Origin of the sequence: Oceanobacillus sp. E9 (genome assembly GCF_001741975.1) — a bacterium.
GTDB lineage: Bacteria > Bacillota > Bacilli > Bacillales > Amphibacillaceae > Oceanobacillus > Oceanobacillus kimchii.
Map to the genome: position 1 here is coordinate 347,133 of NZ_LSNA01000006.1, position 24,508 is coordinate 371,640.

The 24,508-nt window shown below is 34.7% G+C and carries 21 protein-coding genes; 16 read left to right on the plus strand and 5 right to left on the minus strand.

Annotated elements, in window-relative coordinates; genetic code table 11:
- Positions 1-62: 62 nt before the first annotated feature.
- From opp4A to AQ616_RS08630, 12 genes are all read left to right on the plus strand, one after another.
- The gene (gene opp4A / locus AQ616_RS08575) at positions 63-1,910 is read left to right on the plus strand and encodes an oligopeptide ABC transporter substrate-binding protein (protein ID WP_017797798.1); all 1,848 of its coding nucleotides are present in this window, start codon (positions 63-65) and stop codon (positions 1,908-1,910) included.
- 83 nt (positions 1,911-1,993) lie between these two features.
- Positions 1,994-2,503 carry a GNAT family N-acetyltransferase gene (locus AQ616_RS08580; RefSeq protein WP_069685552.1) on the plus strand — a complete coding sequence of 170 codons (510 nt, stop codon included), beginning with the start codon at positions 1,994-1,996 and terminating at the stop codon, positions 2,501-2,503.
- 323 nt (positions 2,504-2,826) lie between these two features.
- On the plus strand, positions 2,827-3,501 hold the full coding sequence (gene rpiA / locus AQ616_RS08585; RefSeq protein WP_077597212.1) for a ribose 5-phosphate isomerase A: 675 nt from the start codon (positions 2,827-2,829) through the stop codon (positions 3,499-3,501).
- A gap of 410 nt (positions 3,502-3,911) precedes the next feature.
- Entirely contained in the window at positions 3,912-5,756 is a 1,845-nt protein-coding gene (gene asnB, locus AQ616_RS08590; RefSeq protein WP_069685655.1) for an asparagine synthase (glutamine-hydrolyzing), read from the plus strand.
- Positions 5,757-5,989: 233 nt separating this feature from the next.
- Positions 5,990-6,268 (plus strand): YciI family protein, encoded by a 279-nt coding sequence (locus AQ616_RS08595; RefSeq protein ID WP_017797793.1) that lies wholly within the window; start codon positions 5,990-5,992, stop codon positions 6,266-6,268.
- 240 nt (positions 6,269-6,508) lie between these two features.
- Positions 6,509-7,189, plus strand: a complete 681-nt coding sequence (locus tag AQ616_RS08600; RefSeq protein ID WP_069685553.1) for a FadR/GntR family transcriptional regulator — start codon at positions 6,509-6,511, stop codon at positions 7,187-7,189.
- Positions 7,190-7,380: 191 nt separating this feature from the next.
- Positions 7,381-7,944, plus strand: a complete 564-nt coding sequence (locus AQ616_RS08605) for a chromate transporter (protein ID WP_017797791.1) — start codon at positions 7,381-7,383, stop codon at positions 7,942-7,944.
- Positions 7,941-8,468: a chromate transporter gene (locus tag AQ616_RS08610; protein ID WP_017797790.1), complete on the plus strand. Its 528-nt coding sequence runs from the start codon at positions 7,941-7,943 to the stop codon at positions 8,466-8,468. Before AQ616_RS08605 ends, AQ616_RS08610 begins: the two co-directional genes overlap by 4 nt.
- Before the next feature lie 846 nt (positions 8,469-9,314).
- Entirely contained in the window at positions 9,315-10,781 is a 1,467-nt protein-coding gene (locus AQ616_RS08615) for a PTS mannitol transporter subunit IIBC (protein WP_069685554.1), read from the plus strand.
- Between the two features lie 16 nt (positions 10,782-10,797).
- On the plus strand, positions 10,798-12,894 hold the full coding sequence (locus tag AQ616_RS08620) for a BglG family transcription antiterminator (protein ID WP_272031599.1): 2,097 nt from the start codon (positions 10,798-10,800) through the stop codon (positions 12,892-12,894).
- 13 nt (positions 12,895-12,907) lie between these two features.
- A complete protein-coding gene (locus tag AQ616_RS08625; RefSeq protein ID WP_069685556.1) occupies positions 12,908-13,345 on the plus strand; it encodes a PTS mannitol transporter subunit IIA in 438 nt (145 codons plus the stop codon).
- Position 13,346: 1 nt separating this feature from the next.
- The gene (locus AQ616_RS08630; RefSeq protein ID WP_069685557.1) at positions 13,347-14,507 is read left to right on the plus strand and encodes a mannitol-1-phosphate 5-dehydrogenase; all 1,161 of its coding nucleotides are present in this window, start codon (positions 13,347-13,349) and stop codon (positions 14,505-14,507) included.
- A 117-nt stretch (positions 14,508-14,624) separates the two neighbouring features.
- Here AQ616_RS08630 and AQ616_RS08635 read toward each other — a convergent pair whose 3' ends face one another.
- Both AQ616_RS08635 and AQ616_RS08640 read right to left on the minus strand, forming a co-directional pair.
- The gene (locus AQ616_RS08635; protein ID WP_017797785.1) at positions 14,625-15,413 is read right to left on the minus strand and encodes a Cof-type HAD-IIB family hydrolase; all 789 of its coding nucleotides are present in this window, start codon (positions 15,411-15,413) and stop codon (positions 14,625-14,627) included.
- Between the two features lie 332 nt (positions 15,414-15,745).
- Positions 15,746-16,960: a S8 family peptidase gene (locus AQ616_RS08640; protein WP_069685558.1), complete on the minus strand. Its 1,215-nt coding sequence runs from the start codon at positions 16,958-16,960 to the stop codon at positions 15,746-15,748.
- Positions 16,961-17,219: 259 nt separating this feature from the next.
- Between AQ616_RS08640 and AQ616_RS08645 the strand changes: the two genes are divergently transcribed.
- Together AQ616_RS08645 and AQ616_RS19605 are read left to right on the plus strand one after the other, a co-directional pair.
- On the plus strand, positions 17,220-18,509 hold the full coding sequence (locus AQ616_RS08645; RefSeq protein WP_240490482.1) for a helix-turn-helix domain-containing protein: 1,290 nt from the start codon (positions 17,220-17,222) through the stop codon (positions 18,507-18,509).
- A gap of 5 nt (positions 18,510-18,514) precedes the next feature.
- Positions 18,515-18,682, plus strand: a complete 168-nt coding sequence (locus tag AQ616_RS19605) for a hypothetical protein (RefSeq protein ID WP_168156637.1) — start codon at positions 18,515-18,517, stop codon at positions 18,680-18,682.
- Between the two features lie 86 nt (positions 18,683-18,768).
- Here the strand turns inward: AQ616_RS19605 and AQ616_RS08650 are convergent, their stop codons facing one another.
- Complete coding sequence (locus AQ616_RS08650; protein WP_069685560.1) at positions 18,769-20,466, minus strand: M3 family oligoendopeptidase; 1,698 nt, start codon at positions 20,464-20,466, stop codon at positions 18,769-18,771.
- Between the two features lie 188 nt (positions 20,467-20,654).
- Here AQ616_RS08650 and AQ616_RS08655 point away from each other — a divergent pair, with 188 nt between their 5' ends.
- Positions 20,655-20,939: a hypothetical protein gene (locus AQ616_RS08655; RefSeq protein WP_017797780.1), complete on the plus strand. Its 285-nt coding sequence runs from the start codon at positions 20,655-20,657 to the stop codon at positions 20,937-20,939.
- Positions 20,940-21,467: 528 nt separating this feature from the next.
- Here the strand turns inward: AQ616_RS08655 and AQ616_RS08660 are convergent.
- Positions 21,468-22,328 (minus strand): CvfB family protein, encoded by an 861-nt coding sequence (locus AQ616_RS08660; protein ID WP_069685561.1) that lies wholly within the window; start codon positions 22,326-22,328, stop codon positions 21,468-21,470.
- A gap of 402 nt (positions 22,329-22,730) precedes the next feature.
- Between AQ616_RS08660 and AQ616_RS08665 the strand changes: the two genes are divergently transcribed.
- Positions 22,731-23,627 carry an AEC family transporter gene (locus tag AQ616_RS08665; protein ID WP_017797777.1) on the plus strand — a complete coding sequence of 299 codons (897 nt, stop codon included), beginning with the start codon at positions 22,731-22,733 and terminating at the stop codon, positions 23,625-23,627.
- Positions 23,628-23,825: 198 nt separating this feature from the next.
- On the opposite strand, the gene ytaF is transcribed toward AQ616_RS08665, so the two are convergent.
- On the minus strand, positions 23,826-24,452 hold the full coding sequence (ytaF, locus tag AQ616_RS08670; RefSeq protein WP_017797776.1) for a sporulation membrane protein YtaF: 627 nt from the start codon (positions 24,450-24,452) through the stop codon (positions 23,826-23,828).
- Between the last annotated feature and the right edge of the window lie 56 nt (positions 24,453-24,508).

The window sequence follows — 24,508 nt, forward strand, 5'->3', positions numbered from 1 at the left end:
TATATAAGTCGGAAAATTTAAAATCCGACGCGGTAAGGGATAAAAAAAGGGAGGTTATGAGGATGAAGAAAGTAAATTTAAGTAAGCTATTGCTCGCTATCATGTTAATGCTTCTTTTGGTATTAGCTGCTTGTAATAGTGGAGGTTCTGATGAAGGATCAGAAGGAAGTGACTCTGGAGAAGGTACAGAAGAAGGATCTGAAGGTGAAGATGAGAGTGGTGCTGAAGATGGCATTTATTCCATTGAAGACTTCTCTGCAGCTAAAACAGATGAAGGAGAAGCAATGGATGGTGGTTCTTTAACATATGGTTTAGTAACAGATACTGTATTTGAAGGTACATTAAGCTGGAACCTATACTCGGGTGCTCCTGACGCAGAAATCCTTCAAATATTTGACGAATCTTTATTAAGTATTGATGAGAATTATAGTTATACTCAAGATGGAGCGGCAACATTTGAAACAAGTAATGAAAATAAAACATTTACTTTCACGATTGGTGATAACGTAAATTGGCATGATGGTGAGCCGGTAACAGCAGAGGATTGGGCATACTCTTATGAAATAATCGGGCACCCTGATTATACAGGTATTCGCTATGATTCAAGCTTCCAAAATATTGAAGGTATGCAAGAATATCATGCTGGTGAGTCAGATACAATTTCAGGAATTGAAGTAATCGATGAGAAAACATTAGAAATCAATTATAAAGTAGCTTCTCCATCATTATTAGCTGGTGGTATTTGGGCATATGCTACTCCAAAGCATATCTTTGAAGACATTCCAGTGGCAGAGATGGAAGAAGCTGACGCAGTACGCAAAAACCCAATTGGAATGGGACCATTTAAAGTAGAGTCTATTGTACCTGGTGAGTCTGTATCATACACAGCTAACGAAGATTATTGGCAAGGTGCACCAAAACTTGATGAATTAACGTTAAAAGTAGTAGCACCTACAACAGTTGCTCAAGCTTTAGAGACTGGTGAAGTAGATATAGTGGATTCGTTCCCGACTGATCAATATCCAGATGTTGCTGAGACAATGACAAATGTGGAATTTTTAGGAAAAATTGATAATGCATATACTTATATTGGATTTAAATTAGGAAAATGGGATGCAGATGCAGGGAAAGTTCAAATGGATCCTGATGCAAAAATGGCAGATGTAGAATTGCGCAGAGCAATGTGGCATGCAGTTGATAACGATGCAGTTGGGGAGCGTTTCTATAATGGCTTGCGCTGGAAAGCTACTACATTAATTGGTCCGGCATACCCAGACTATCATAATGCAGAAATCGAAGTACCGGCATACGATCCAGAACAGGCAAAACAAATTCTTGAAGATGCTGGTTATAAAGATACAAATGATGATGGTTTCCGTGAGACTCCTGATGGAGAAGAGTTAGTAATTAATTTTGCTTCTATGTCAGGTGGAGATACTGCTGAACCTATTGCAAACTACTATATCCAAGCTTGGGAACAAGTTGGTTTGAAAGTTCAATTATTAGAAGGTCGTTTACATGAATTTAATTCTTTCTATGATCGTGTAGAAGCAGATGATCCAGACATTGATATTTACCAAGGTGCATGGTCTACTGGGTCTGATGTTGATCCATCAGGATTATATGGAGCAGAAGCGCCATTTAACTACCCTCGTTATGAGAGCGAAGAAAGCACAGCTTTAATTACGGAAGGAAATTCACCTGAGTCAATAGACGTTGCACATCGCCAAGAAGTGTATAAAGAGTGGCAAGAATTAATGGTAAAAGACATTCCAGTATTTCCGACTGTTTATCGTGCTGTTCTTTCTCCCGCTAATGAGCGTGTAGTTGGATATTCGATAGCAACTGATTGGAATTATGCTTGGCATGAAGTTGGAGTAACAGAAGACACTCCACAAACTGTGGAATAATAATATAACGAAAAAACCCTACGTTGGTGGGGTTTTTTCGTTATATTGGATATAGATAAAAGACTAAACTAGTAGGTGAAAAAATGATTCGTATCAAACTTGCAAATGAAGACCATGTTCAAGGAATTATCTCAGTATGTAGAGCTGGATATCGTGACGTATCAAAAGGAATCTTGTCTGACGAACTTATCGAAGAAAAATGTGATGAATATTATAATGAAGAACGTATAAGCAAAGAAGTAACACAATTTAGTCATTCATGGGGGGGTTATTATGTTGCGCTTGAGGGTGATATCGTCGTTGGTGCAGGAGGTGGTGGCATGACGACAGACCAAACAGGCTGGCTATACGTTCTCTACTTGAATCCTGCTCGTAGAAATGAAGGGATTGGTACGAAGATACTTGAAGCGGTGACAGAGCAACAAAAACGATTAGGTGCCAAGGTGCAATATGTGACTGTCCAAAAAGGAAACATGAAAGGAATTCCGTTTTATGAAGCGCGTGACTTTGTTTTTCAAGAAGAAATTTATTCTAAAAATATTGAGAAAGAACCTGGAGCAATCGTTCTTAAATATAGAAGAGATTTAGTTTAAAAAAATATATAATCCGATTGTTCGCTATTTTGATTCCCATTACAGACGGACGCTTTTACAGGCACCGATTTATAGCTAACTTGAAAAGAAGAGCGTTTTTCAAGTGAATCTTCAAGCTCTGTTATTCTGAGCAGGAGTTCTTTCATACCGAGCAAAGCCAAGTTATTATTATAATACGAACATTAATATATAAGCCCACTACAATGTTCATTTATTTACATTATACCTAGTACTTATGAAATTGGTTCATTTATTTACAAATTTAACTTCTTCACCTTTTAAGCTATAATGGTTACGTATACATAATGAGGAGGTAGCTATCGGTGAATGAGCAAGATAAATTAAAAAAAGCAGTTGGAGAAAAAGCAGCAACTATGGTGAAGGACGGAATGAAAGTAGGATTAGGATCAGGATCCACGGTATATTGGATGATACGTTCACTAGGCGAACGTATTCAGAAAGATGGATTGAAAATCGAAGGAATCCCATCTTCAAATCAAACAGCAATATGGGCGGAAGAAGCGGGTATTCCACTAACTGATTTCTCGCATGTGAAAGAATTAGACATAACAATCGATGGAGCAGATGAAGTAGATGCTAATAATCATTTGATTAAAGGAGGAGGAGCAGCGCTTTTTCGTGAAAAGGTAATAGCACAAGCGGCAAAAGAGTTTGTGATTATTGTTGATCAGTCAAAAATAGTGGATACATTAGGAGAATTTTCTCTTCCTGTTGAAGTTCTTCCATTTTCCTGGCACCGAACTGCAAATGAAATTTCTAAATTAGGTTGTGTTCCAACGCTTCGAGTTAATGAAGAGGAACCGTTAGTTACCGATAATGGAAATTATATTTTGGATTGTCCATTTAAAGTCATCCCGTTTCCTGATAAATTAAATAAAGAGATTAAATCGATCGTTGGAGTAATTGAAACGGGGTTATTTATTGATATGGTCACAACTGTAATTGTTGGAGAAAAAGATAATATTAATATAAAGTAATTTCTATATATTATTTGAATGGCGGGAAAAATCATTGGATTTTTCCTATTTTTTTGTGTATAGGCTCATAATTAAGTCAATTTCGAAACGATTGTTTTAGTGATAATTACATAATTTTGGATTAAAACATAACATGATTTTGATTAAAAAAAGACGAAGCCTCTTACTAGGAAGACGGAACTTGAAGCCTATTTAAAAAAGCGTTCTTCTTTTTCAAGTTAGGCTAAAACCGGTGCCTGCTAGAAAGTGCCGTCTGCAATGGAGATCAAACAACAGTGCATTCGGATTTTATACAAATTATCATATCATGTAATTTTTTCCAAAGTAAAAATGGATTTCTAATCACTTCATGGGCACTTATGCATAAAATGTGTAGGAGGCCTTAGGTCCATTAGAAAGGGTGATTGGATTTGTGTGGAATTACAGGTTTTGTGAATTGGGGTAAAATAGCAGACAATCAGCGGTCTGTATTAGAAAAAATAACGGATACGTTATCACTACGCGGTCCAGATGATACACAACTTTGGACGAAGGGGCATACAGGTTTCGGCCATAAGCGTTTGTCGGTTGTAGACTTAGAGGGCGGAAAGCAACCAATGAGTAAGACAGTTGATGGGATAACATATACAATTTGTTATAACGGAGAACTATATAATACGGAAGATCTTCGTAAAGAGCTTCTGAAAAGAGGATATATATTTTCTACAACATCAGACACTGAAGTATTATTAACAAGTTATATAGAATGGAAAGAAGCATGTGTGGACCATTTTAATGGAATTTTTGCATTTGGAATTTGGGATGAGAAGAAAGAACAACTCTTTATGTCGCGTGATCGATTAGGGGTGAAACCTTTATTTTATTCCGAAAAGGGAAAAGGATTTATTTTTGGTTCGGAGTTAAAAGCGATTTTAGCTCATCCGGATATTTCTACAAAAGTAGACCGTACGGGACTGTCAGAAATATTTGGTCTGGGACCATCTCGTACACCTGGTCATGGACTATTTAAAGACATCGATGAACTAAGAGCAGCACATTCTTTAACTTTCTCAAAGCAGGGTCTAAAAGTATGGAGATATTGGAATATGGTAAGTGACCATCATACAGATACAGAAGAAGAAACTGCAGAAAAAGTGAGGGAGCTATTTGTAGATGCAGTACAACGGCAGCTTGTAGCGGATGTTCCAGTTTCTGCTTTTTTATCGGGAGGACTGGATTCAAGTGCGATAACTGCAATTGCAGCAAATTACTATAGAGAAAAAGGCTATGGACCATTAACGACATTTTCCATTGATTATCAAGGAAATGAACAGCACTTTCAACAAAGTAAATTTCAGCCTTCCAGTGATCGTGCTTGGATTGAAAAAATGGTAGAAGGTTTTTCCACAGATCATCATGATGAGATAATTGCGGGCCAAGAACTTGCAGTTTTACTTAAAGAGGCAGTGGAAGTTCGTGATCAGCCAGGGCAAGCAGATATTGATTCTTCGTTACTTTGGTTTTGTCGCCAAATTAAACAGCATACTACAGTAGCTTTATCTGGAGAATGTGCAGATGAGATATTTGGTGGGTATCCATGGTTCCATGATCCAACTGCAGTTGGTGATAATTTCCCTTGGATACGTTCCTTGGATTCTAGAATTGATTTATTGCATGGAGATTGGAAGAAAAAACTAGATTTAGAGAGTTATGTACAAGAACAATATCAATCTACAATAGCTGAAACACCTCGATTGGATGGAGAAAATAAAGTAGATGCAAGGCGTAGAGAGTTATTTTATTTAAATATGCAATGGTTTATGTCTCAGTTGTTAGATCGTAAGGACAGAATGAGTATGGGAGCGAGTTTGGAAGTACGTGTGCCATATGCAGACCATCGTCTAGTAGAATACGTTTGGAACGTTCCGTGGGATATCAAAATGATAAATGGTCATGAGAAAGGAATTTTACGTAAAGCGATGGAAGGTATTCTTCCAAACGAGGTGCTTTATCGAAAGAAGAGCCCTTATCCGCGAACTTTCCAACCAGAATATACAGAACAAGTAAGTCAATGGATGAATCGAATACTCGTTGATCCGAATGCGAGATTATTTGAATATATGAAAAAAGATAAAGTAGAAGCGATTGTAAAAAGTGAAGGGAAGGAATTTAAAGATCCTTGGTACGGACAATTAATGCGTGGCCCACAACTGATCGCGCATCTTTGTCAAATTGATCATTGGTTACGCCAGTATGAAGTAGAAGTAGTTGATTGATTTAGGGGTTTAAAACACCAACGATTGATTAATATAATTAGATTCTTGCAGGAGGAATATTTAGGTGAGCCTGCGGATTTACTAATTTACGGAGGTTCACCAGCCGCCTGTTGAATATGCGAGTATATCCCTGCATCGCCTTTTCAAAGCCAATTGAAATTCTTTTTGAACGAATTTTTTAAGCTTTATTTGGACAAGAAGTATAGTATAATACTAGCTGAGGGAGGGATAAGATGAAATATTTTGTAGTGCTTTTACCAATGTTAGATGAAGAGAAAAGTAAACAATATCGTCAAGATCATCTTGATTTTATAGCAAAAAAAGACGCAGAAGGTCATGTTTTTGCTAAGGGAAGATTTGCTGATGGTTTTGGCGGTATGGTCATTTACATAGCGGAAGATTTAGCTAATGCTGAGTCAATAGCAAAAGAAGATCCGTATGTTGTTAAAGGAGCACGTACTTATGAGATTCATGAGTGGGAAATGACAACAAGAGCTATTTTACCAGAATAAAATATTATAAATTTGAGCCAATTACGTTATAAGTGATTGGCTCTATTTTTTGTGCGGATACATCTTAATTAAATTGAGGCATTGCTTTTCCTTTCTGTTATAAGTCAGAAGTTGGATTGATTTTTTTGAAAATTACTTTTAAAATATATGTTATATTACCTAACATAGAAAGTAAATATAAATAACAGAATAAGGAAGCTAATTTATAATGGTAATTGGTTTGCATAGGGAGGGGCTTGAATGTCTAAGAAAATAAGTGCTACCGTAACAGAATATATTGTTCAGCAATTAAAAAATGGACGATATAAGATTGGTGATAAATTACCATCAGAGAGAGAATTTATGGAATTACTTCATGTTGGTCGTTCATCCATACGTGAATCTTTGAACACATTAGAAGATATGGGGGTTGTAGAAAAAAGAATGGGAATTGGCGTGTTTGTCAAACAATTGAGAGTGAACCAACTTGCTGATGCGTATGTAGTTGCTTCCTTATTAGATAATCATTGTTCAAGAGAACTACTGGATTTTCGTTTTATTTTAGAAGTGGAAATGGCTGGAAGAGCAGCTTGTTTTGCGAGTAAACAAGATCTCATACAAATGGAGGAAGCAATTTATTTACATCAAAAAGCAATCGATCAGAAGACATCATTTATCCAAGCGGATGAATTATTTCACCAAGCAATTATAGTAGCATCAAATAATCATGTTATTAAGCATGTTTATCAAAGTCTTCATGATTTAGTACAAGATACACTTTATCAGAAATGGGATACAGTAGATTCGGATAAGTGCTTTGAAGAACATGTGAAAATTTATGAAGCGATAAAAACACATCAAGAAACCAATGCGAAACAAATGATGATGGAACATTTACATGCGCATTGGGCTACTCCATCCAATTTCGAATCACTCCACTAATGACCCCGTGTGATGCAATAGAGACATTAAAATATTCATTTTTTCATTAATACTTTTTAAAGAATCAATAAGTACATTCCTTCACCATAATGAATTTCAACTGGTTGCACAAACTATAGGTAACTGATATAGAGCAAATATGGTATTCTTTACTTATAAGTAATTATTTGAACAAAGAAGGAAATGGCGTAATGAAAAAACATTGGCATATTTTTATTGCATTTTTTCGAGTAGGCATGCTTGGATTTGGGGGAGGTCCAGCCTCTATACCATTAATTCAAAAAGAGGTAGTCCAGAAATATCATTGGATGGATGATGAAGAGTTTAGTGATATATTAGCGATTGCAAATACATTACCAGGCCCTGTTGCAACCAAACTTGCAGGATATATCGGTTATCGAGTCTCTGGTTGGATAGGTATGCTTAATTCTTTGATTGCTTCTGTTATACCTACAGTAATTTTACTCATTATTTTATTACGTACCCTTTCGGGAATTAGTGAATTTGATTGGGTAAAAGGGATGACAGCAGCAGTTATAGCAGTTGTGGGTATGATGATGGCTGTTTTGACATGGCAATTTATACAAAAAGCAGGAAAGGGTTTAGGCTGGATTATAACAATAATAATGATTATTATTATGTTTATATTGCTTCAGGTTATCCATATACATCCGGGAATTGTCATTGCAGTGCTACTTATTTTAGCACTCGCACTACCTGTGAAAAAGCAAGGAAAAGAAGGTGATCCCTCTTGATATATTGGGAAATTTTTGTAGCTTTCTTTGTTCCTGGGATACTCGGATACGGTGGAGGACCAGCATCTATTCCGCTTGTGGAAAATGAGGTAGTACGAAATTTTGAATGGATGACTACACAAGAATTTGGTGAACTACTTGCATTTGCTAATTCTTTACCAGGTCCGATTGCTACAAAATTAGCAGGATATATTGGATTTGAAGTAGGTGGTTATTTAGGTGCTGGAATTGGGCTATTTGCTAGCTTGGCTCCTTCATTAATATTGATGATTTTACTTGGAGGAATTTTAATAAAATATAAGAAATCTCCACGTGTTAAAAGACTTACTCTATTTGTACAACCTGTAATTGCAATATTGTTAGGTGTATTAGCTTGGAATTTTTGGAATGAAGCGTACATAGGAATTGGGTTTTGGCAAACAGCAATTATTGTAGTTATAAGTTATTATTTAATTGAGAGAAAAAATGTTCATCCAGCATTTATTATTGCAGGAGCGTTATTATATGGCGGTTTTTTTCTGTAAATCCGTTTTTGGAAAAGTTGCAATCTAGATTGCTTTTCAAAAAAAGAATAGTAATTATGACAGTGGACCAAATTATGTATTCAAAATATAAATCCGAATGAATTGGGTTTAAAAAGCTTCCAAAATATACTACGTTTATTCAACAGTAATATGCAATTGGTGATCTTTGGTTAAGGTCACCTAGGTCGCCATTTCACAATACAAAACTCATTTTACAAGTAAATGAAATATGACTCTCATTAAAACTAATTATGATGTTTTCCTTCCGGTGTTTACTTGTGATCCTACACATAACGATCAGTAATACCTATTCTAAATTTCCTAGACAATAATCTTCGCGAAATAAGTTATTTTGGGATTAAATGTCTGTTACTATCTTACAATCAGTGGAGGGAAAAACGAAATATTCAATGATTGTAAGCTTTTTTCTCAAAACCACAAAAGCATAAAAAAGCTAAAAAAGTAGCTAAATCCGCATAAAACTTACGCTCATACCTACAACAACTCCCCACTGTCATTAAACCTTCCCTGAATCACATTTCACAAGAATATACACTCTGAATCATTGGAATATACAGCGGTTACTATTCAATCAGCTCATTATGGTCCAGATTAAAGATTGTGATGATATTTACATGTAAGGGCGACATTTTGTCCAAATTTATAAGATGTTAACAACGTTTTTTCAATCGTAACTGGGAACAGAAAGTTATTTACTATAAGCACAAATTTATATTTGGCAACAATTAATTGCCAAATTCACATTAAGATAGTGTTGTAAGCGGATTCCTGAATACCATAAAATAAAGGTAGATACAATAAATATAGAAAAAAGGGGAGTTTGTTATGTCTGAAAAACAATCTGGCTTTCGTGCAAAAGTACAGAAATTTGGTAGTTATCTAAGTGGAATGATTATGCCAAACATCGGTGCTTTTATCGCATGGGGAATAATTACAGCTTTATTTATACCAGACGGTTGGTGGCCGAATGAAGACTTGGCAGGATTAGTAGATCCAATGATCCTATATCTATTGCCATTATTAATTGGTTTTACTGGTGGACGTATGGTTTACGATATTCGTGGAGGAGTCGTAGGTGCGACTGCAACAATGGGAGTAATCGTTGGAGCAGATGCACCAATGTTTTTAGGAGCAATGTTAATGGGTCCATTAGCTGCTTACTTGATGAAGAAATTTGACGGTGTGTTCCAACACAGAATTCGTCAAGGTTTTGAAATGTTATACAATAACTTTTCAGCAGGTATACTAGCGGCAATCATGGCGATTATTGCACTAAAAGCAATTGGTCCAATTGTATCAGGATTAAACACCGCACTTGCTGCTGGAGTAGAAGTAATTGTTAATGCGGGATTATTGCCATTGGCAAATATCATTATTGAACCAGCAAAAATCTTATTTCTTAATAATGCAATTAACCATGGGATATTAACTCCATTAGGTGCTGATCAGGCTTCAGAGATTGGAAAATCAATTTTATTCCTTATGGAAGCAAACCCTGGTCCTGGACTTGGAATTTTACTAGCGTTTGCTATTTTTGGTAAAGGGGTTTCCAAAGCATCTGCACCAGGTGCTGCAATAATTCAATTTTTAGGTGGTATTCATGAGATTTATTTCCCGTATGTTCTTATGAAACCAATGCTTATCTTAGCTGCAATTGGGGGTGGAGTCACAGGAGTATTCACACTACAATTATTTGATGCAGGGTTACGTGCGGCAGCATCTCCAGGTAGTATTTTTGCAGTATTAGCTATGACAGCTTCTGATAGTTATATTGGAGTTATTTTAAGTGTTATTTTAGCAACTGCTGTTTCCTTTATTATTGCTGCAGTTATCTTGAAATCGTCGAAGTCGGATGACGAAGGGGATTTAAGTGCTTCTACAGAAAAAATGGAAGCAATGAAAGGAAAAGAAAGTAGTGTAGCAGGTACATTGAAAGGGAATCAGAATAATGAGAATACTTCTGAAGTAAATGGCGAAGATGCTGTACCAGAAACACCTGTAAAAGATGTATCACAAGTAGATAAAATAATCTTTGCATGTGATGCTGGAATGGGCTCAAGTGCTATGGGTGCATCATTATTAAAGAATAAATTTAAGAAGAACGATATCAATATCGATGTCACGAACAAAGCGATTAATGAAATACCTGATGATGCCGATATTGTAATTACTCAAAAAACGTTAACAAATCGCGCGAAGGCTAAATTGCCGACTGCAGAGCATATTTCTGTAGAGAACTTCTTAAACAGTCCTAAATATGATGAGCTTGTAGAACGTTTGAAAAATAAATAATTATTATTGGAGGTGAATGGTCTTGTATCTTTCTAGTCGTGAGCGACATATACTGAAGATTCTTTTAGAGGCGGAAAAGGAAATGCCAGTAAAAGATATTGCCGATCAACTTGGCGTAAGTATTCGGACCATTCACCGTGAAATAAAAAAGACGGAGAAAGTGCTTGAAGATTATCAACTGAATCTTACTAAAAAGACAGGAACAGGTATTATAATCCAAGGTTCTTTGGAAAATAAAAATGTCTTACAACAAGCTATTGAAGAGTTGTCTTCTGCGGAATTAACCGAAGAAGAAAGACAGGTGATATTGTTATATACATTATTGCAATTTCGGGATCCCGTGAAATTATTTCACTTGGCAACCGAGCTAAATGTGACGATTGCCATGGTAAGTCAAGATTTAAACAAGTTAGAATCTCAAGTGAAATCTTTCGGGCTTAGTTTAATTAGAAAAAAAGGATATGGCGTTCGAATTGAAGGGGACGAAGCACGGAAAAGATCCGTGCTCAGTCACCTTATTTCCCGTCATATTGACCCTTTTCAATATGTAGAGAAGTTAAAAGAAAGAATTCAAGAGGATGTAGCTAAATCAGATACCATTTCAGCTCGTTTACTTGGACTGGTTGATGCCGATAAACTGGATAAAATTGAAGAGCAAATTCAACGTATGCGACACCAACTGCCTTATGATCTTGCTGATAGTGCATATATAGGTTTAGTCGTTCATCTTGCTTTAGCAATTGAACGATTACAAAAAGGAGATACCATTCATTTCGATGATGGATACAAAGAACAAATCAAAGATAAACAAGAATATAAAATTGCTGCAGAGATTATAGACCATTTAGAAGAAGCTTTCTCTTTATCTATCCCAGAAGATGAAATAGGCTATATTACGATGCATTTAATGGGAGCTAAGTTAAGAGAGAACCAAAATTATCTTTTAGAGGAATCGAGTATGGATATAGCTTATAAAGCAAAAGAATTAATACGCTTTGTAAGCAATGAAATGAATATTGATGTTACAACTAACAATCGGTTTTTAAATGATTTAACGACACATTTAAAACCAGCTGTATATCGCCTAAAGCAACAAATGAATATTAATAACCCAATGATTGATGAAATTAAAAAAGATTATGTTGAACTGTTTGAAGTAGTCGATAAAGCTATTCAACATGTATTCCCAAATATTGCGTTTCCGGATGAAGAAATAGGTTATATCGTGCTTCATTTTGCAGCCACGTTTTTACAGACTGATTCACAATCAGATATAAAGGTTCTTGTTATTTGTTCAAGTGGGATTGGGACTTCAAAAATGTTAGCTTCTAAATTGAAGAATACATTTCCTGAGATAAGTATCGCAAATCATCAATCTCTATTTGACTTGAATGAAGAGACATTGTCAGGATATGATGTTATTGTATCAACGGTTGCTTTGGAAGATATTAATCGAAGTTATGTATTAATATCTCCAATGCTAACGGACGAAGAAGCAAGGAAAATAAAAGTAGAATTGAGAAAAAGTAAAATTACAGCTCCAATTAAAAAGCAGCAAATGGAAAGAAGAAATAGTCAGGATGATTTTGTTGCCAAACTTTATTCTATGCAACTTTATTCAAAAGCTATGATTCAATTAATTAATAATTTGAAAGTCACTACTTTAGCAAAGAATACAGATATGCTGTCTTATTTACAGTTAATTGGCAAAGAAATAGAACAAGCAGAAATAGTTACACAAGCCGATTTTATTTTAGAAAAACTAGTGGAACGCGAACAACAGGGAGGGTTAGGAATACCTTTATCTCAGCTTGCATTGTTCCACACTCGTTCAGAATGGGTTCAGGGGCCGTATCTTCGGGTATATGAATTGGAACAACCGATTTATTTAAAAGGAATGGATAATACTCCGATGATGATAAAACGAATTCTACTAATGTTGGCTCCACAATCATCTGATTCAGAAGTGTTAAATATTTTAAGTTTTATTAGTGGCTTATTTATACAAAAAGAAGAGAATATTCGAATTTTTGAATATGGAACAGAGGAAGATATTCATCAATTTCTGGCAAATGAGTTTCAAAATTTTATGAACGAAAAATTTCACGAGTAGGAGTGCATACATCATGGCAAAAGAAATTTTAAGCAAAGAAAATATTCAATTAGGTGTTGAATTTTCATCAAAAGAAGAAGCAATTCGTTATACTGGAGAAATTTTATTCCGTAATGGTTATGTAGAGAAAACGTATATTGAAAAAATGCTTGAACGAGAAGAATTAACTTCAACATTTATGGGAAATGCACTAGCGATTCCTCATGGAACAGAAGATGCAAGAGAAATGGTAAATGAAACAGGGTTATCTGTTGTAACTGTGCCAAAAGGTGTAGATTTTGGAGATGGAAATGAAGTGCAAATTTTAATTGGAATTGCGGGTAAAGGTGATGAACATTTGGAAATTCTGTCTCAAATTGCGATTATTTGTTCTGAAGTTGAAAATGTCGAGAAATTAGTAGCTGCAAGTACTAAAGAAGAAATTTTAGGACTCCTTCGAGAGGTGAACTAATATGAAAACAGCAGTCCATTTTGGAGCAGGAAATATTGGCCGAGGTTTTATCGGACTTTTACTTGATCAATCAGATTACCAAACCATTTTTATCGATGTAAATAGTCGAGTTATTGAAGAAATTAATAAACAAAAATCATATCATGTTTACCTTGCAGGTGAAGAAAAACAAGAATTAACAGTAAGTCATATTATTGGGATTAATAGTGTGGAAGAGCCAGATGCTGTTACAAAAGCTATCGTGAAAGCTGATGTAGTTACTACTGCAGTTGGACCAACAATTCTTCCAATTATTGCAAAGGTAATTTCTAAAGGATTGCAAGAAAGAGCAAAGCAAAATAAACGACCCTTAAATATCATTGCTTGTGAAAATATGGTTGGCGGAAGTTCATTGTTAAAAGAGCATGTATATGAATCAATAGAGGCTAACGAAGTAGGCGACTTTGAAAAATTATATGGTTTTCCTAATGCTGCAGTAGATCGAATCGTTCCTAATCAAACAAATCAGAATATATTAGATGTAATGGTTGAACCCTATTATGAGTGGGTAGTTGAGAAAAAAGCGATCGTCGATGAGCTACCCTCAATTACTGGGATTACCTATGTAGATGACCTTGCACCTTATATTGAACGTAAATTGTTTACAGTAAATACGGGACATGCTATTCCGGCATACGTAGGAACATATTTAGGCTATGATACTATTGTGGAAGCAATGAAAGATTCACTTATTGATAATACTATACATGGTGCCTTATCTGAATCAGGAGAAGCATTAATTCAAGCATATGGTTTCAATCGCGAAACTCATCAAGAGTATGTGGATAAAATCATTCAGCGTTTCAAAAATCCTTATATATCAGATGATGTAAAACGAGTTGCACGTGGGCCTATTCGAAAATTAAGTGCAAAGGATCGCTTAGTAAAACCAGCTTTAATGTATATTGAATATACAGGAAGAACACCTGTTTATTTAGCGAAGACAATCGCTGCAGCTTTATTATTTAATAATGAAGAAGACGGAGAAGCATTAGAATTACAAAAGAAAATTACAAATACTAGTTACCAAGAAGCTTTTGTAGAAGTAAGTGGTTGTGATGTAGACTCTATACTTACAAAGTCAGTAATGGAGCAGCTTCGCCTACTACAAGATAAGAAGTAGGAAATAAAGCCTAGAATGAAGAAAGGCACAAAATCGCTGCCATCATTCTAGGCTTTTCAATTAGTAAGGGATATTCATTTAGTACTGTTATTTACTCATGATAATAACGTTATAAAATTATTCTTTAACGACTCCTAATTGTTTCAAGCCATAAAAAATTCCATCTTCCTCTGATGATTTAGTTTGATAATCTGCGTATTGAACCAGTTCGCTATCTGCATTCCCCATCGCAAATCCAACACCAACTGTTTGTAGCATTTCTTTATCATTCATACCATCACCGAAAGCAATTGAATTTTCTATTGGGATATTAAGTTCATGTAGTACACGCTTAATTGCTTCTCCTTTATTCATATTAATACGAATAATATCAAATGCAGATACAACTCCATTAACATTTACTTGAGAAGGACGAATATTATCATTAATAATATAGTGACTAGCTTCATTAGGGTGCACATTTAATGCAGTAATACCAAGAATTTGGTCATTGAGACTTTTATCAAATAATTCATTTTTCCGTAGCTGAAAGATCTCTTTGAAAGTTTGAACAAAATCATCTTCGAATGTTGTAAAATGATTTTTATCCTTTGTATATAAAATAAGTTCATGGTTTTCACTTTTAGCTACACTTAAAAACGTATCTACATCATTCTCCGGCATAGGCTCATTTAATATCGTTTTTCCTTTATATTTTGCATAGGCACCGTTGTAACCAATTAATGATTCAACACCAAGTTCGTCTGCTAAATCATCAATTTCAATAATTGGTCTTCCCGTACAAAGAAAAACTTCTATTCCTTGTTTTTTCACTTGTTCAATTGCTATTTTTGTATGTTCGGAATATGTATGATCCGGTCGTAAAATAGTTCCATCAATATCTAAGAAAAGTGCTTGATAATTCATTGTATTCTCCTTATCTTAACGTAATTAGACTTATTTTATCATATTGGCTATCACGTATTCACATATTTACTGTAAATTAACGTGAAATACAAGGATTTACTTAAGTTAAATCTGAATGAGCCGTTTTGCAATCCTTCAAAAATTTCCTCCGCTTATTTTACGGTGTATGAGCTTTTGTTTAACTATAGGGATTTGCTCTTTACTTTATTCCCAGAGAAGTCTCACTGATTTTGATTATTATCCGGCCTATATCCAAAATTTATTGACCAAACTTCAGCGCATAAAAAATTCCCCTTCAAAAAGTGAAGGGGAAGGGGGCACGTTTTCAAAGATTAATAGTTTACTGCATCAAATGAATTGATTAATCCATGTTGGAAGTAATAACCTGTTCCGCTAATTGGTGTTGCTGTATTTTCAATCGAACGACGAATCTCGCTATTATCTTTACCTTGTGAGGCGAGTAATGCAGCTAAACCAGCAACGTGTGGAGAAGCCATTGAAGTTCCTGATAAATAGACATATCTATTTGATGGGTATGTTCCTGCAATTTCAACACCTGGTGCAGTTACATTTACCCAACTTCCATAGTTTGAAAAGTTAGCTATATTATTATTTTCATCAACTGCTCCAACTGCGATAGCATTATCATATGATGCTGGTTCAAATGTTGTAGACGTACTACTATTTCCTGCTGCTGCTACAACTACAGAACCACTATCCCAAGCATAATCGACAGCATCTTCCATTGCTTGTGTATCACAATTACAACCTAAGGAAAGGTTAATAACTTCTGCACCATAATCTGCTGCGTAAATAATACCATCAACGATATTTGCTAAACTTCCGCTACCACTGCTATCTAGAACTTGAACAGCTAATATAGAAGTGTCTGGAGCTACGCCAGCAATTCCTAACCCGTTATTTGTTTCTGCAGCTGCTGTTCCAGCTACATGCGTACCATGTCCATTACCATCCATAGGGTTGTTATTATTATTAACAAAATTATATCCAAGAATCGTCTTATCATCTAAATCTTCATGATTATAATCCACTCCGGTGTCAAGAACGGCAACAACTTGATTTGAATTACCGGTTGTCACATCCCAAGCTGAGGTTGTTTCTGTTGTAAATAATCCATATTGATAACTAATATCAAAGAATGGATCATTTGGTGTGTAAGTTGCATTCATAATATAATTTGGTTCGACATATTCAATTTGAGAATTGTTACTTAAAGTTTGTACTACTTGATCTACATCCTTTACTTTTAAAACATTAAAAGGAGAGTCTACTACATTTTCATCAACAAGAATTTCAGCATTAATATCACTTAATACGTCTTGTTGCATATTCATGGACATATCCTCTTTGAACTTAACGAGAACTTCTCCTTCAACATAAGGGGCTTGTTTGTTATAAGAGTCTGAAATACTTGGGTTTTTTTCTGTGTCAATCCCGATGTTCCTGTCCGTTGCAGCATCCGTGGCCAATGGTGAAGTAATTAATAAAGTTGCTAACGCTAATCCGCCAAAAATTTTGCTTTTCATCATGATTCCTCCTATTAAGATATGTTTATACATATTCTTTAAAATTTCGGAGAATCCTGCTAATCAAAGGTTGGGAAAAACTATAAGAATGTTAGAAGATAAATCCATCGTAAAACTATTTTTTTCGAAAATAATAATGTAAAAGACTTATTTCCAGCTTTTAAAATTATCCTAACAAATTGAAATATAAATTTGGTTGATAAATCAAAAAATTTAGATAAAAATAAATGGTGAGTTTTTACATTTTATGGTAAAATAAATGAAAATTAATATAGAGGGGGATGAATATCGATTGGTGCATTTTGGCTATATGCTTAAATTTTATAGACAAGAGCAAAAAATGACGCAATCCGAACTCGCCGATGGTATTATATCAATTTCTTATTTATCAAAGATTGAGAATAAGTATGTCGACCCTCCGGATGAAATAAAAGAATTACTCTGTAGTAAATTAGGAATTAATGAAACACAATTACGACAAGTCCCTATTTTAGATTTGTGTCAAAAATGGTTTCAATCCTTGTTTTTAAGAAATATAAACTCTTCAGTCATGTTATACAAGCAGTTATGTAGTAATAAACAACTTATTACTGTTCAGGATATGAATCATCTCTTTGAAATTCATAAATTAAGGTACTATTTAATCCAAAATGACAAACAGAAGATAGAGGAACAATTTCAAAAGCTTCAATTACTCTCTCCTTATTTTACAGATGCGGAATCCTTTTATTGGTTGAAATTTATTGGACAGTACTATTTTTCACGAGAGAAATATAAGAAAGCAATTGATTATTTTCAAAAGTCGTTGGATCGATTAACTTATATTGAAGTATCAAAAAAAGAAGAGAAACACGATGTATTCTATATGATTGCCTTATCTGCAAGTTACATTCGAGAAACCTATACGACACTCATCCATGCTCAACAAACCTTAACTTATTATCAAAAGCAATATAACTTCAAACGAACAGCGCAATGTTATTTATTATTGGGTATTTCTCATTCTAGAATGCAGGACTATGAAGCTGCGATGAACAGCTACCAACAAGCAAAAAAAATTGCTGATCGAATCAACAATATAAATTTACAAACAAAATGTTACCAAAATATTGGATATTTATTTTCTGAATGCAATCAATCGGAACAGGCCATAGAATATTATAAAAAAAGTTTTGTACTAAGAGCTGAACCAGAGAAGCAATTATACCCAATTATTGGATTGATGAAAGAATACTATCGTATCCATGATTTAATTCATGCAAAAGAGTGGTTAGATAAAGGACTAGCTATTGTGGAAGAAGATGATCAATCGATATATCGGTATGAGTTAGACGTGTATAATCAATTAATAAATAAAGTATCATCGAAATTAGAAGAAATTATTTTGGAGAAAATTATACCATTTGCTGATGAGAAACAATTATATTTGAAGAAAACTGCTTATCTAGAAATATTAGCTACACATTATTATGGTCAAAGAAAATACAAACTAGCAGCTACCTATTACAATCATGCACTCCATACAACAAAAGCTGTTGAAGGGAGGTGATTAAGATGAAAAAGATCAATTATCTTTTAGGAATCGTTTTTCTGCTTACTGTAATGGTAATTGTTCCTGGGTACGTTGGAGCAGAGAAATTCGATTTAATGTCATCCACTTACCAACCAACTGAAGAAGAGCATCCAGATCCAAGCGAAGAAGAACATCCAGATCCTAGCTAAAAATAAAAGTGTTGGTACAAACTGTTCTTTTTGGAAATAGTTTGTACCAACACCTTTTTTGTAACTCTTTTAGAAGTTATCAAGCTTTATAAGCTGTTATCATCAATGGATTCTAAGTAATCTTTAATTATTTTTACTACAGAGGCAACTGTACCTTCTTCAAAAGGAGATTGTAAATTACCTTCTTTTAAAAGTTGGAGAAATGGCTTAGATCCACCTAGTTTGCATAATTTTACATAATCTTCCCAAGCAGATTCATTATCTTCTTGCGCTTTCTTCCAAAATTGGAATGCGCAAATTTGTGCTAATGTATAATCAATATAATAAAAAGGATCTTCATAGATATGAGCTTGTTTTTGCCAGAATCCACCAGCTTCTAGATTTGGAATACCATCATAATCCCGGTGTGGTAAGTAAATTTCCTCAAGTTTTTTCCACGCTTGTTTTCTTTCTATAGGAGTCCATTCAGGATTTTCGTAAACTAAATGTTGAAATTCATCTACCGCAACACCATAAGGAATAAATTGTAAAGCATCAGATAAATGAGCATATTTATACTTTTCTACCTCATCTCCAAAGAATTCTTTCATCCAAGGGTAGGTAAAGAACTCCATACTCATCGAATGTATTTCAGCTGATTCACTTGTTGGAAAATAATACTCTGGCACACTGTAATTTCTACTGCTATAAACCTGGAAAGCGTGACCAGCTTCGTGTGTTAAAACATCAATATCATCCGATGTTCCATTGAAATTAGCAAAGATGTATGGAGAGGAATAATCCTCAATAAACGTACAATATCCTCCAGCTTCTTTTCCTTTCTTTGCTTCTAAATCCATAAGCTCATGATCTAACATAAATTGAAAGAACTCACCTGTCTCCTTTGATAACTCTTGATACATTTTCTTTCCGTTTTCAATAATCCATTCTGGAGATCCTTTAGGTGTAGCATTGCCAGAAGGAAACACAAAGCTTTCGTCATATGCTTTCAGTTTATCGACACCAATTCGTTTTGCTTGTTTTTTATATAGTTTCGTAGCTATTAGCACTATGACATCACGTACTTGTTGTCGGAATACCTCCACCATATTTGCATTGTAATCTACTCGCTGCATACGTAGATACCCAACTTCAATAAAATTATCATATCCTAGCTTTTGGGCAATTTCATGTCGGACTTTAACTAAATCATCGTAGATCCGATCTAATGCTTCTTCATTTTCAACAAAGAAACTCTGAGCTGCCTTCATCGCATCTTTACGCACACTACGATCTTTATGTTGTGCAAAAGGACCTAATTGAGCTAAAGTATATGTTTTGCCTTTGAATTCGATATCTGCAGAAGCAATTAACTTAGAGTACTCCGAAGAAAGTTTGTTTTCTTGTTGAAGCAGAGGTATAATTTCTTTTGAAAAAGCTTTTACCTTGCAAGCTGCTAAATCAAAAAGTTGTGAACCATACTCTTTTCGTAAATCTTTTTCAAATGGTGATTCAAACAATGCTTTATAGAAGCTTGTCACCATTTCTTGTATTTCGGGTTCAATTAAGTCAAAGTGATCCCGTTCTTGTTGATAATATTCATCCTTTGTGTCAATAGAAGCACGAATATATACGAGATTATACATTGTATAAAGGTTATTCCTTAACTGATTAATTTCATCAATAGCTTTTTTAGCTTGTTTCACATCAGGTGCACTTTTAAAAACGTCCACCAATTGATGGAATTTATCTTTGCTCTTTTCTATATCCGGACGTTCATATATATAGTCTTTAAATGTCAGCATTATAATTCCTCCCTCTTTTCTTTATGGTAACTTATTTCGACATTGGGTAATGAGATTCCTTGTTATGGATATAATTAATTGTATTAGAGAAATTGTCTGCCTACAATATTGGTACTGTAATTGACTTTCTAAACATTCAATTGTAGACTTGGGTTAGAGTAATTTATTTTTGTGATGAGGTGAAAGATATGGTCGAATCTGTAATTACGATTGGGGCTATTTTGACAGCGGTAACAGCAGTTGCGAGTATTTTCTTAGTTAGAATGTCTTCTAAAAAATCGCATGCTGGATACTATCCGAACTTTTTATTAGCAATAGTAGGTTTATTATTAATACTAGTCTCTTCAGTTGCACCAAAAGTTGACATTATGGGGGCAGGATTTGGCGGACTTGGCATCGCTTGTTTATTCGCTTCCGCTCTAGGCTTTATAATTTCATCCGTAATGGATTCTTATAAGAACGCAGAAGCCTAAAGAAAAAAGCAGAATCTGTTTAATTGCAGACTCTGCTTTTTTCTTTGTTTTAAAGTAAGAAAGTATAAATATGTGGACGTCATATTTTCGTAGACAGAAATAGCCGTCCAGCTACAGCGCGCAGAAAATAGGAAACTTCACGAAATTGACATACGTGAAAGAATACTGCCGAATGCTCTTTATGAGGTTTAGTCGCACTTATACCATTGCGGTGATAATCATCATCAGTTCTTCCATCACCACGATTCCTTTATCTTAAAGGAAAGAGGAAGTTCGCCCTTTGTCGAAGCATCCCTAAAAATAGGGACGAACTAGCTAAATGGGCGCTTCCGCTTTTGTTCTGAGTAAGGAGTGGGAGAATGAGTGCCGAGAATATAGAGAAGAAGTCAAACTGATAACTCATAATAGAGATGGGTTACCTTATTTCAGTAAAAAAGTAAAAGTGGTAATTCATAAAGGAGATGAGTGACCAGGAATCGGGAAAAAACAGAAAAGAGGCGCTCATAAGATAGCGAGCGCCTCTTCATATTATTCTAATAGAATGGTCTGTCCATTTTCTTGTTTTACTTTTCCTTCTTTAAGTAATCTTCCTAATGCCCGTTTAAAGGCAGCTTTACTAATTTGAAAAGTAGCTCTTATTTCTTCTGGTTCACTTTTATCGTGGAACGGAATGGTACCATGATTATCTTTTAAATGTTTTAGAATTAAGTCCGCGTCCTCATCGAGACTATCTTGTTTTAATGGTCGCAAAGAAATGTTGATAGAACCATCTTCTTTTACTGCAATTACTCTACCTTCAACTACTTGTCCGACTCGTGGCTCTTCCTTTCTTTCTGTATGATGGATAAATCCCCGATGTCCCTCGGTCGTCAGTAAGGCAGCCCCTTCTTTTTCAGTATGATAAACCGTCCCACGTACTTTATCATGAATGATGTTTTCGGGAGCAGCAAATACTTCATTTGCAATAATGTCTTCCTCTGCTGGCACAGCTAATAAGCGACCTTTTTTATCTACTTTAAGGGTGATGAATAAACGGTCACCTGATTTTGGCCACGTATCTCTATATAATGGTAAGTCATCTTTAGATACAAGTATGTCTTTCACGATACCGATAGACACAAATACACCTAGTCTTGGAATGACACCTACTACTTCTGCCCAATCATATATACCAACTGTAATAAATGGTAAACGAGCAGAAGAAATTATCTTCCCTTGTTTATCGGTATAGAGGAAAACATCAACTTCTTGATCAATCTCCAATTGTTCTTCTGTTTCCTTGTTGTGTAGTAAAGCTTCTTCTCCAAATGCAGTAAGTACATATCCCGTATCTATTTTTCGTAATACTTTCATTGTTACAATTGAGCCTAGTGGTAATTCTGTTTGCATTCACAACAATCCTTTCTTCGTTTGGTTTTATGTATGGATTGGAAAAAGGGTACCCTTTTTAAAAGAGTACCCTTTTATAGTTAAAGTAACACTTTATAATTTTTTCATTCTAAGATTAAACTTATTTTTTATATCATTTACCGCGGTTATTTTCCTACTTGATGTTTCTACTTAAGCAATGTAAGCCCTACCTGCTCTTACATCCTTGCGACCCCTTAGTCGCGCCAGTGTGAATAAGCATCTTCCCTAAAACATAGCAGAATGCCAGATCATCACTAAATGTTACTTCTTAACTAATACATTATGAATTAACTTATTCGATTTGTCAAGAGTATCTTATCTGACTCTTGACGGTATATGGTAAACTAATATGAGAGTACTATGATAGATGGAGATGTTTAAATGAGTTTGTTTATAGAGGTTATTTTGCCGATTATGGCAGTTTTTGCATCAGGATTTATATTACAACGTATTCGATTGTTAGATGTGAAATCTGTTTCCGCAGTTAGTTTATACATATTAACGCCAGCTTTAGTCTTTGTAACGTTATATGATGCAACCTTCGATAGTGGCTTTCTAATTATATTAATCTATATGTTCGTGCTATTTTTCATTATGGTATTCATAAATAAATTATTAGCAAAAATATTCGGATGGAATTCGAATAAAGAAAGTGCAGCCATTCTAGCAACAGGATTTATGAATTCTGGAAATTATGGATTACCTGTAGTTTTATATAGTATAGGGCCAGCAGCGGTTCCATATGCGATTTTTATAATGGTTGTTCAAGCCTTACAGAATAATTTTTTTGGTGTATATTATGCGTCCCGCAGTACGAGTGGAATGAAAAAAGCAGTAAAAAATGTACTAAAAATGCCAACTACATATGCAGCAGTTTTCGCATTTGTATGTTCTTGGGTGTCGATAACTATACCTGATTTTATTCATTCAACATTAACGATGGTTGGTGATGCGGCAATTCCAGTTATGATGATTATGTTAGGGATGCAACTAGGGTCATTAATCGGTTTAAAATTAGACTGGCAAGTTGTTTTATCTTCGGTATCATTAAAAATGATTATCGCACCTTTGATTGCTTGGTTATTCGTTATTATTATTGATGTAGATCCATTAATTGCATCAGTACTTATAATCATTTCAGCAATGCCGACTGCAGCAACGACGACTATGTATGCTATTGAATTTGATACGGAACCAGAATTAGTATCCAGTATTACCTTTATATCAACGATCGTAAGTGTTATCACATTAACTATACTTCTAAATATAATTACATAGAAGGTTTTTCTTTTTGAATGATTGGGTATTGTAACGTACAAAGGCATAATGAAAGGATGGATTGTCATGTTACGTACAATATTAATGATCATTGGAGCTATTGTAGTTATCAGCTTTATTATATCGTTGATTTAAAATAAACAAAGAAATATCCCAGTTAAGAACGTTCATTCGTCTTTGCTGGGATATTTTTATTTGTTACCCAATTAGATTAAAAATTCCAATACTTATTAAAATAGCTGGTGGTAAAAATGAAAGCCTGCGGAGTCTCGGATTGTTAGAGATAAAACTGCCTAATTGGATACCGCATTTTAAGAATAGTCCGCTCATAACAGCAGTTAATATTGCTGTTATGAAAGGTGGGTAACCAAGCATAGCCGCACCAATTCCAGCACCAAAAGCATCTAATGCAAGCGCTAAGCCTAACAAGAATGCTTCGCCAATTGAAATCACTCCTGATTTATCAAGGTCTGCATTATCTGGTGTTGACATAACAGTTTTCAGATTTTCCAGTCTCGATAAATCATTCATCTCTTGAGATTGTGTAGAATCATTTTTAGAACGAAATATATTAATAAAAGAAAAAATCCCAAGGAAAATTAATATACTACCACCTAACATACTCGTAATTTTTGTGGATAAAAGATTACTTATAATCTCTCCAATTGTCATCGAAGTATAGACAATGCATCCTGAACAAATCATGATTATAAAAATTGCAACAAATGGAACTCTTATTTTACGCATTCCATATGTGATACCGACGCCTAATCCGTCTAAACTAACTGCCATAACAAGTAAGAGCATTCCAACATATATCAGCATGATGTACATCCTCTTTCATAATGAAACTCGGTGTTTTGTAATTTATAGTATGGTTA